At 41.8% G+C, this 10605-nt stretch carries 9 protein-coding genes; 8 read left to right on the top strand and 1 reads right to left on the bottom strand.

Annotated features, from left to right (window positions below; genetic code table 11):
• The first annotated feature begins 138 nt into the window (after window positions 1-138).
• Window positions 139-1740, top strand: coding sequence for a peptidoglycan-binding protein (locus tag AT864_RS15340; protein WP_369815667.1), 1602 nt, complete (start codon window positions 139-141; stop codon window positions 1738-1740).
• Between the two features lie 111 nt (window positions 1741-1851).
• On the opposite strand, the gene AT864_RS15335 is transcribed toward AT864_RS15340, so the two are convergent.
• Window positions 1852-2784, bottom strand: a complete 933-nt coding sequence (locus AT864_RS15335) for a LytR family transcriptional regulator (protein ID WP_066150456.1) — start codon at window positions 2782-2784, stop codon at window positions 1852-1854.
• A gap of 166 nt (window positions 2785-2950) precedes the next feature.
• Between AT864_RS15335 and wecB the strand changes: the two genes are divergently transcribed.
• The 7 genes from wecB to AT864_RS15305 all read left to right on the top strand — a co-directional run.
• Window positions 2951-4096 carry a non-hydrolyzing UDP-N-acetylglucosamine 2-epimerase gene (wecB, locus tag AT864_RS15330; RefSeq protein ID WP_066150452.1) on the top strand — a complete coding sequence of 382 codons (1146 nt, stop codon included), beginning with the start codon at window positions 2951-2953 and terminating at the stop codon, window positions 4094-4096.
• A gap of 219 nt (window positions 4097-4315) precedes the next feature.
• A complete protein-coding gene (locus AT864_RS15325) occupies window positions 4316-5644 on the top strand; it encodes a UDP-glucose/GDP-mannose dehydrogenase family protein (RefSeq protein ID WP_066150449.1) in 1329 nt (442 codons plus the stop codon).
• A gap of 475 nt (window positions 5645-6119) precedes the next feature.
• Complete coding sequence (locus AT864_RS15320; protein WP_066150446.1) at window positions 6120-6902, top strand: SLAP domain-containing protein; 783 nt, start codon at window positions 6120-6122, stop codon at window positions 6900-6902.
• A gap of 525 nt (window positions 6903-7427) precedes the next feature.
• Window positions 7428-9743, top strand: coding sequence for a hypothetical protein (locus AT864_RS15315; RefSeq protein WP_066150443.1), 2316 nt, complete (start codon window positions 7428-7430; stop codon window positions 9741-9743).
• A gap of 122 nt (window positions 9744-9865) precedes the next feature.
• Window positions 9866-10042, top strand: coding sequence for a hypothetical protein (locus tag AT864_RS18020; protein ID WP_156450554.1), 177 nt, complete (start codon window positions 9866-9868; stop codon window positions 10040-10042).
• 201 nt (window positions 10043-10243) lie between these two features.
• The gene (locus AT864_RS15310) at window positions 10244-10438 is read left to right on the top strand and encodes a hypothetical protein (protein WP_066150440.1); all 195 of its coding nucleotides are present in this window, start codon (window positions 10244-10246) and stop codon (window positions 10436-10438) included.
• Between the two features lie 61 nt (window positions 10439-10499).
• Window positions 10500-10605, top strand: a 106-nt coding sequence (locus AT864_RS15305; RefSeq protein ID WP_156450490.1) for a transposase, incomplete at its 3' end; no start/stop codon positions are given.

Genomic DNA, 10605 nt, shown 5'->3' with positions numbered 1-10605 from the left:
CAATAAAAAAGAAAGTTTCGTTATACTAGAACTAGCGCCAGTCGAAAAAAAGAATTCAAGTGCTGAATTCCTTTTTTCGACATGGCGAACGGTTAAAGGAGGGAGAGCAGAATGCAATGGAAGGCGCGGCACGTTATCATGACATCGGCATTTGCTTCAGCGCTGTTTATGCTGCCTACAGAAGGTAAAGCGGCGCAGTTGAAAATCGGCATGAGCGACGCGAAAGTCAAAGAAGTGCAGCAGCTGTTAAAAGCGGCGGGTTTTTTCACGTATCCAACGGCAACTGGCTATTATGGAACGATCACGGAGACGGCGGTAAAAAATTTCCAATCCTCTGTTAAGCTTCCAGTCACAGGGGTGGTCGACGATCAAACGTATGCAAAATTAAAGACCGCATCCAGCCCGCAGCCTGCATTAAAGCAAGGGGCTTCTGGTGAAGCAGTTAAAACGCTGCAACAGCAATTAAAAACGCTCGGCTTGTTTACCTACTCAGAAATTACAGGATATTACGGAACGATCACGGCCGACGCGGTGAAAAAATTCCAAAAGCAAGCAGGGCTTCCCGCGACAGGAGCGGCGGACAATGCGACGCTTACCAAGCTGAAGGACGCGGCAAATGCAAAGACAAAGATGTCGACGTCCTCTGTTAATAAGGCGACGATCTACTTAATGATTGGATCAAGAGGCGATTTGGTGAAGGAAGTGCAGACGAAGCTGAAGCAGCTCGGTCATTTCACTTATCCGGAAATTACAAGCTATTATGGAACGATCACAGCCGATGCGGTGAAAAAATTCCAAAAGCAATCGGGCCTTTCTGCGACAGGGACGGTGGACAATACGACGCTTACCAAGCTGAGGGAAGCGGTGCAGCCGAAGGAGACCGCGCCATCGGGCGGCAATCAGGCGACTGCCTACTTAACAATTGGGTCCAGCGGCGATTTGGTGAAGGAGGTGCAGACGAAGCTGAAACAGCTCGGTCACTTCACTTATCCGGAAATTACAAGCTATTATGGAACGATCACGGCTGGCGCGGTGAAAAAATTCCAAAAGCAATCGGGCCTTTCTGCGACAGGGACGGTGGACAATGCGACGCTCACCAAGCTGAGGGAAGCGGTGCAGCCGAAGGAGACCGCGCCATCGGGCGGCAATCAGGCGACCATCTACATAACGATTGGGTCCAGCGGCGATTTGGTGAAGGAGGTGCAGACGAAGCTAAACCAGCTTGGTCTTGTCACCTCTGCGCAAATTACCGGCTATTACGGAACGATTACAGCTGATGCAGTGAGGCAATTTCAGCAAAATGCCGGCTTAAAAGTGACAGGGATTGTTGATGATACGACTTATCAAAGGCTCAAGGCCCAAAATTCGGTACAGAAGGTCGATCCGATTGAGCTGGTAGCGGATGCCGCTTTATTGTTGGGCAAGCCATATGTATGGGGAGGACAAACCCCGGAGCAAGGCTTTGATTGCAGCGGGCTTATTTATTACTTATTCCAGCAGCAAGGCGTCAAGGTGCCGCGAACGGTCGCTACGATGTGGAACGCGGGCACTAGTGTTTCCTCTCCTTCTGTTGGCGACATGGTTTTTTTCAAAACGGAAGGTAATACGGTTTCCCATGTGGGGATCTATATCGGCAACAATCAATTTCTTCATAGCGGCAGCTCTACCGGAGTAACGATCAGCTCATTTAGCAATTCTTATTGGAGTTCTCGCTATGTGGGAGCGAAGCGGTATTGGTAATCCGACGATTTTAAGCTGGTAATGGACGGGCTTGAAAATGGTTGGCAGACAAGGAAGGCAGTGGAGCGAGGGACGAGAGCTTTTGTCAACCGTTTAGAGCGGCTGATTACATCAGCCGCTCCTTTGCTGCTTCACTTCCAAATGGGTTTTTAATGCATTCGACACGGCCAACCGCTCTTTTTCAGAAATAAGCACATAAAAAATGCCATTTATTTTTGTTCCGGTTCCTTGTAAATGGAGCTGCTCCATATGCTGGCGTGCCTCTTTGTACCTCTCTTGAATATCTCTCATTTGTGTGAGTGTTAAATTCGTTTTGACATGCTTGGCAATAGCCGCCAGCATATCGTCGTAATAGACGAAGGAAGAAAGGGTGGCTCCTTTTTGAATCACTGCTTCAATGATTTGTTTTTGTCGATCCTCACGACCAAAATCGCCGCGAGGATCATCATAGCGCATGCGGGCATACTTCAACGCTTTATCTCCATTAAGAGTCACTTCTCCCTTTGGAAATGTCACGCCGTCATATGTAAAGGCAAAGGGATTATCTACAGTGACTCCGCCGACGGCATCCACGATATCTTTAAAACTTTCCATGTTGACTTTCATATAATAATCAATAGGAATATCAAGAAACTTTTCAACGGTAGCGATGGTCATATTGACGCTGCCGAATGCGTAAGAATGGTTTATTTTATCCATTTTCCCTTTTCCGACCATTTCGACTCTCGTATCGCGCGGGATGCTGAGCAGCTTAATGGATTTTTCATTTGGATTGACGGTCAAAACGATAAGCGAATCCGCTCGACCACGGTCGCCCTTGCGCTCATCTACGCCAATCAATAAAAAAGAAATCGGGGTTTGCCTTTTTAATGACACAGGCTTTGTGCGTTTTTTGGGCGCGATTGGTGTAACGGGCTCATAAATTTGTTGTGCCGTATGTTTGACGTTGGAATAAATAGAATAAGCATATGCGCCAATACCAGCGAGGGCGAGAACCATTGTTATTCCGATCACCCATAGCCATTTTCGCTGTTTCGTTTTCATGTGTATCTCCTTTGTTCGACGTCATGTCTCTATTTTGGAAATAAACAGTTTTTATGGACGGATTTCCCTTGGAAAAGATTGAGTAAAAATCAGCTTTTCATTGCCGAATACCCCTGTTAGAATTAGAAATAGGTTTTTTATAGCCATCAATATTGTAGGTGAAAATATGAAGCAAAAATTAAAAGTAATGACCATTTTTGGGACGCGGCCAGAAGCGATCAAAATGGCGCCTCTTGTATTAGAATTAGAAAAACATGACCAACATATACAATCAATTGTGACCGTAACGGCACAACATCGTCAAATGCTTGATCAAGTACTGGACGTGTTCCGAATTACGCCAGACCACGATTTGAATATTATGAAGAATCGCCAGACGCTCGCCGATATTACCGTCCGGGCTCTTTCTGGATTGGATCAAATTATGAAGGAAGTGAGGCCGGATTTAGTGCTTGTGCATGGCGATACAACCACTACGTTTGTCGCAAGCCTTGCGGCGTTTTATAATCAAATTGCCGTAGGGCATGTGGAGGCGGGACTGCGGACATGGAACAAATATTCACCGTTTCCAGAAGAAATGAACCGCCAGCTGACAGGAGTCATGGCTGATCTTCATTTTGCCCCGACCCAACAGGCGCATGACAATTTAGTGAGCGAAAATAAAAAACGCGATTCCATTTTTATTACAGGCAACACTGCCATTGATGCGCTGAAAACAACGGTGAGCAACGATTACGACCACCCTGTGCTGAAGCGGATGAATGGAAGCCGGATGATTTTGCTGACGGCCCACCGCCGGGAAAACTTAGGAGAGCCGATGCGAAATATGTTCCGCGCGATTAAACGGTTAGTGCAAGAGCATGATGATATTCAAGTCGTCTATCCTGTTCATTTAAATCCTGCCGTCCGGGAAGTGGCGAACGAGATTCTCGGCCAAGATGACCGCATTCATTTGATTGAACCTTTAGGCGTCGTCGATTTTCATAATTTTGCGGCACGCTCGTTCTTGATTTTAACAGACTCCGGAGGGGTGCAGGAGGAAGCGCCGTCTCTTGGAGTGCCTGTGCTTGTGCTTCGCGATACGACCGAGCGCCCGGAAGGAATCGCAGCTGGAACGTTAAAGCTGGCCGGCACAAGCGAGGAAACGATTTATCAAATGGCGTTTGAGCTGCTGAACGATCCAGCGGCCTATGAACGGATGGCCAAAGCGGCCAATCCTTATGGAGATGGAAAAGCGTCCGAACGGATTGTCCAAGCGATTCTTTATCATTTCGGAAGAACGAATCAGCCTCCACAGCCGTTCAGCTGTTAAGCCAGCCATTCCCGCATCCATGTCGAGCGAGACCATGGTGCGGGGATATTTTTGTTGTTGATGTACAGGGTAATAAAAAATTTGTCATCTGTTGTAAGGAAACGATTGAACGAGACCGTTGTCGTTTGGTTCTATTGTGGAATATATTTGCTTTCTTTTCCATAACGGTTATTATAGAATGAGAGATATGAGATGATGTCATCGTAGGAGGAACATAGTGTGCAAATCACTATTACAGGTACAGGGTACGTAGGTCTTGTTACGGGGGTTTGTCTTGCAGAAATTGGACATAATGTGATTTGCTATGATATAGATGAACCAAAAGTACAAATGATGAAACAAGGAATCTCGCCGATATATGAACCAGGTTTAGACGAATTAATGCGAAAAAACATGGAGCAAGGACGGCTCTTTTTTACAGCTGATGAACAAGTTGCGTATGGACAAGCCGATATCATTTATATTGCTGTTGGGACGCCGGAAAAAGAAGATGGATCGGCTGATTTAACATATGTGGAAGAAGCGGCGCTGGCCATTAGTCGTTATGTTCGCAAACGAGTGATCGTCGTCATCAAAAGCACCGTTCCGGTCGGTACAAATGATCGTATTCAAAGGATGATTCATGAACATAAAGCGGCGGAAGCGGATATTACCGTTGTTTCCAACCCGGAATTTTTGCGGGAAGGCTCCGCCATTTACGACATGTTTCACGGCGACCGCATTGTCATCGGTGCCAATGATCCCGAAGCTGCAACCGTGATCGCGGATATTAACAAACCGTTCGGCATCCCGATTATTCATACCGATATTCGCAGTGCGGAAATGATTAAATATGCCGCCAACGCATTTTTGGCGACGAAAATCAGCTTTATTAATGAAATTGCCAATATTTGTGAAAAGGTTGGCGCCAATATTGATGATGTTGCTTATGGAATTGGGCAGGATCACCGGATCGGGCCGCATTTTCTAAAAGCCGGCATCGGCTACGGAGGCTCATGTTTTCCAAAAGATACAAAAGCGCTTGTGCAGCTGGCGGGAAACGTACAACATCAATTTGAATTATTAGAGTCAGTCATTCGAGTTAACAACAGGCAGCAGCTTGGATTGCTTGATAAAGCCAAACAGTATGTAGGAAGTTTGCAGGGGAAAAAAGTAGCATTGTTAGGACTCTCATTTAAACCTCATACAGATGATGTTCGTGAATCGGCAGCAATTATCATGGCTAAAAAGCTAGTGGATGAAGGTGCCTATGTCGTTGCTTATGATCCTGTTGCAGTCGAGAATGCTAAAAAGCAACTGCCAGAGTCGGTTCAGTATGCCGCCACAGTTGTCGAAGCGATTGATGCTGCAGAAGTAGCTTTCATTGTAACAGAATGGGAGGAAATTAAGCAAACACCGCTTTATGTGTTCCAGGAACAAATGCTCACCCCTTTCATTTTCGACGGACGGAATTGTTACTCACTCGAAAATGCTAGATATTCGGGTGTGACCTACATTTCAATTGGACGTGCGCCGATATTTGGGCATGTGTGTCAACAGACAAAATAGTAAAGAAAGGAGGGATTACTATTTAAATTTCTGCTGTTTTTTTATTATCCTCTTATCAGCAAAAGTCTAAAAAATATCAAAGTATGGTGGGTTCTAGGCATATGTTTTATTACATCCCATTGGTAAACAGAGCCATCAATACAATGAAAAGATTCAGGTAACGGTAAAAAGCATTTTTTATATAGTTAGTGAGAACTACTTACCAGTTATAGAAGTAGGAATTTCTCAGTTCCACGACGAATTTTTTCATTTGGAGGTTTTGGTAAGAGATTTTACAAGGAGACTGAATCACTTAGTTTTTGGTGATCAAAGAACCTCTCTTACAGTAGTATAATGGTTCCGAAAGATCATTCATTTGGCTTGCGATAACCTGTATTCATCTTCACCTGATCCATTGAGGTTTGTTCTGAGCTTGATCGATGGAAGCATCTGTCGGAATTAAATTGAATAAAATGTAAAAAAGGGGTCGTCCGTGATGGTAAAAAAAGGGCTAACATGCGTGATGACTGCGATCACAGTCATTATTTGTTTTTTTAGCTTAAGTGGTCAGCATACTGAAGCAAAGGTACTATGGGGCGGTTTGGAACTGAAAAAGGGAACAATCGGAAAAGTGATTGTTGTCAAAGAAACACCGTTATATGAGTACAAACAAGACAGGCTGACCATGCTCCGCACTTTAAAAAAAGGGCAGCAATACCGTGTTTATAGCAGTAAAAAGATTCAAGGAACGCTTTTTTACAGTTTGGGCGGCAATGCCTATGTCCGAAAGAGCGATCACATTCAGTATGTATCTCTTTCTGCCGAACAATTCGCTCTTTTGGTAAAGCAGTCGCTAAAAGGAGAGTATAAATTGGTCAGCGGCAATCAGCAAGTGACGTTTTTTATTGAAACACAAAAGGGAAATCATCTTTTCGGATGGTATTTTTACGCAGAAGATGATCCGTTGCCGTTGGACGGGACGATAGAAGGAAATGTTGTGACATTGCGTGCGTATTTTGATGATCGCTATGATCAGATTCTGGATTCTATTTCGTACTTGGAGCAGTACAAAGTTCCTAAAGATGAATTAGAGGACATTGGACTGCAACTTGTCAATAATGATGATTACTATATGCAACTGCAATTTACAATTGCTAATGATCCCAACAGTTTTAATGGGCAGTTTCGTTTTGTGAACTTGTTATTGAATGGTCGATATGACGTGGTTGACACAGAATTGGGTGATCCATTTCCAATTAAAGTGAAAAAAATGGATTAGAGGGGGCAGGAATTTTGGCTTTGAATTAGAAAATTTGCAGCTTCATATGAATCGACAAAAATTTTCAAACTAGTGATTTCATAATTTTTCATAAAAATGCTTTCATATGGCAAATATTGTTGTATAATTACTTTATAGAACACACCTAATAGGATGATAGTGATATGAGCATCATACTGGTTGAGAAGTAATTTTTTTGCTTGTTTTTTTCAGAAAATAATAAAGAAAAAGAGTGTTTTATATAATTTGTTTTTTTGTTATATTTAACATAGAATTGATTAAAAAATTTGTATTTAATACTAGAATTTTAGAGAAAAATGTATTATTATAGTAAACGTGGAGCGATGGGGAAGAAACATCAGGAAATAGCAATATAAAAGCTATTTCCTACTATTGCCTAGTAATAGAGAAATAGGAATGTTTTACCCGTTAAATCTTTTAGGCAATGACCCTGCTAAATATCTTTTAGTACTCATTGCTCTAAAGTTTTATATATGAAACGAAAGAAGGGAGACGTACTACTCTATGGATAAAAAGAAAGCTGTTAAACTTGTAACTGCAAGCGCAATTGCTGCGAGTGCGTTTGTAGCTGCAAATCCGAATGCTTCTGAAGCGGCTAGTAATGTGCCAACGGTTGTAAGCCAAGCGAAAGCTCAGTTCAAAAATGCCTACTATACTTACAGCCACACCGTTACAAACACTGGTAAATTCCCAGACATTAAAGTAGTGTACAACGAGTACAACAAAGCGAAAAAATTGTATGCAGATGCGGTAGCATTAGTGAAGAAATCTGGCGGTGCGAACAAAGACGCGTTGCTTGCTGATTTGGATGCTACTTACAATGAGTTCGTGGCAAAACGCGTGGTTACTTACATCGATGCATACAACTATGCAGTGAAATTAGATGCAATGCGTCTAGAATTAAAAGCTGCTGTGGATGCAAAAGACCTTTCGAAAGCAGAAGAGCTTTATCACAAAATTTCTTATGAATTAAACAAACGTACAGTAATCTTGGATCGTGTGTACGGACAAACAACTCGCGATTTACTTCGTTCTCAATTCAAAGCAGCTGCTCAACAGCTTCGTGACAGCTTAGTATACGATGTGACAGCTTCTATGAAATTAAAAGCAGCTGAGGAGGCAACAAACAGCGGTGACTTAGCTACAGCTGAAACAGCGTTAAAAGCAGCTGAAGCAGCATTAGAAAAAGCAACTGCATTCAAAGCTGAGTTAACTGCAAAAGAAGCAACTGTAAAAGCTGCTTATGAAGCAAAACTAACTCCTAAAGTTGAGAGTGTAAGTGCGATTAACGCTAAACAAATTGTTGTTAAATTCAATTCTGAATTATCATCTGATACTACTGTAGCTGGCGACGCTTCTGAAACTACTTTATATGCTTTAGATGGTGTTAACCCTACAAGTGCTGTTCTTTCTCAAGATAAAAAGTCTGTAACTTTAACATTTGCTGGAGATGTTGAAGGTACAGACCAAGTTCTAGTTGTAAACCCAGTTGTAACTACAAAGAAAGATAAGGACGGAAATGTAGTTAAGACTGAAAAATACAGCCAAGTATTCTCTTATACTGATGAAGTAAAACCTGAAGTTGTAGGAACTTCTTATGCAAATGGTAAAATCACTCTTGAATTTTCAGAACCAATTGGTCAATTGCCAACAGTTGTTCGCGTAAACGGAACTCCTGTTCCTGTAACTGCTATTGCTGCTGGCGATGCTCCAAATAAAGTGGATGTAACTTATACTTTAGCTGCTGGTTCAACAGCTAACTTATATGTTGCAGGTGCAAAAGATGCATCTACTGCTGCAAATGAAATGTCATTATTTAATGGCACTGTTATTGCTCCTGCTGCTGATACTGGTAAACCACAAGTTGTTGGTGTACAAGTAACTGGACAAAACACTGCAAAAGTAACACTAAGCGAAGCAATTACTCAATCATCAGTAGCTGCTAAGTTACAAAAAGGTGCTACTCAATATGATGTAACTTTAGAAAAAGATACAACTGATACAACTGAAAAAACATATACTTTAACAGTTGACTTAAATGGTGCAACAGCGGGAGATGGAATCTTCTCTGGTACTTCAACAAGTGAAACATTTACATTATATATTGCAGCTGGTGCTATGACTGATACTGCAACTCCTGCAAATTCTAATGATTTGTTCAGCACTAGCTTAACATTTAATAAGGATGTAAAAGCACCTGCATTTGTTTCTTCTCAAGTTTCTTCTGATAACAAAAAATTACAATTTAAATTTGATGAAGACCTAACTGTTGTTGGTTCTGATGCAAATATTGTTGTTAAGAATGCTGATGGAGTAAAAGTTGATGTAGTAGACGCTGAAACAACATTGAAATCAGATGATGCTAAAACTTATGAAGTGGATTTAAAATCTGGTGATGTTGCTCTTGATGCAGGAACTTATACAGTTACTATCCCAGCTGGTTTCTTCACTGATAAATATGGTAATCAATCAGCTGCTGTAACTTCAACATTCACAGTTGGTGCACCATCAAATGCTGATACTACAAAACCAACTGCAACAGTAAGAAACGTTGGTACTAATAATGTGTTTGAAGTAGCATATAGCGAAGAGGTTACTTCATCTGCATTGAATCTTGCAAACTATAAATTAGATGGTAAATCTTTACCAGAAGGTACAGATATTTACTTCACAAGTGCTTCTAAAAATACAGTAAATATTGTACTTCCAGCTAACTCAATTAACATCGGTGACCAAACAAATGGTGCAAATGCAATCCTAACAGTTTCTGGTGTTGCTACAAAGCAGGAAACGTTATCAATCCAGCTAACTACGTTGTAGTTGTTAAGGACAATACTGCTGCAACTATTACAAATGTACAGGTATTAGGTACTGATGTATATGTAACTTTCAATGAAGATTTAACAGTTCCAGCTACAACTGATGCTCTTGATGCATTTGATGTGACTGTAAATGGTACTGCATTAACTGCTGATGATGTTAGTGACCTTGTAACTGTATCTGGAAATGCTAAGCAAGTTAAATTTAGTTTAGCTACTGCTCCTGCTGCTACTCCAGTTGTAAAAGTTAAAGCTGGTCAAACAGTATTAAAAGATGCTAACGGTGTTGCTGTTAAGTAATTAGAATATATTGGGATAGGTGCCTGTCATCGTCCAAAGCTTGTCGAAAGGTCTCGCGGAGAGAAATCTCTGCGGGGCTTTTTTGTGTGTTTTTGGTATATGTGATACCTACAGTTTTTAAATTAAATGAATGCAGCGCTCGTGATTTCGGACTGGAAATGAAATTGATTATTTGTTAGAAATATAGAGGGAGGTAGAACGATGTCTGAAGAAAAAGAGAAAAAAATCGGTTGTTTTGGTTGTGGTTGTTTGATTTTTATATTAATTATTCTCTTGGGTAGTTGTACAGCTTTATTTGGAGACAGCGATGGTGGCGGAGATGACGAAGATAAGGATGACAAGAAAAAAATTGTGACAGTGGAAGAAAAGGAAAAATCGTCGATGATGCTAGACTAAATAGTGGACACCGAGAATCGAGAATGCGACAATAAACCTGGCAAAATCGAGGTGTCCGAAGATGAGTCAGAAATATGACAAAGAGTTCAAAATCCAAACCGTAAAAATGATTCAGGAACAGGGGAAGCCGGTGGCGCAGGTCGCCCGAGAATTGGGCGTATCCGACA

The sequence above is a fragment of the Anoxybacillus sp. P3H1B genome, assembly GCF_001560855.1.
In the GTDB taxonomy this organism is placed as follows: domain Bacteria; phylum Bacillota; class Bacilli; order Bacillales; family Anoxybacillaceae; genus Anoxybacteroides; species Anoxybacteroides rupiense.
This window is presented reverse-complemented; position numbering and strand designations above follow the sequence as displayed.

Excerpts from the sequence above, each read along its gene's own strand:
- AT864_RS15340 (WP_369815667.1), top strand. The coding sequence starts at position 139 with ATGACATCGGCATTTGCTTCAGCGCTGTTTATGCTGCCTACAGAAGGT.
- AT864_RS15315 (WP_066150443.1), top strand. The coding sequence starts at position 7,428 with ATGGATAAAAAGAAAGCTGTTAAACTTGTAACTGCAAGCGCAATTGCT.
- AT864_RS15310 (WP_066150440.1), top strand. The coding sequence starts at position 10,244 with ATGTCTGAAGAAAAAGAGAAAAAAATCGGTTGTTTTGGTTGTGGTTGT.
- AT864_RS15320 (WP_066150446.1), top strand. The coding sequence starts at position 6,120 with ATGGTAAAAAAAGGGCTAACATGCGTGATGACTGCGATCACAGTCATT.
- wecB (WP_066150452.1), top strand. The coding sequence starts at position 2,951 with ATGAAGCAAAAATTAAAAGTAATGACCATTTTTGGGACGCGGCCAGAA.
- AT864_RS15335 (WP_066150456.1), bottom strand. The coding sequence starts at position 2,784 with ATGAAAACGAAACAGCGAAAATGGCTATGGGTGATCGGAATAACAATG.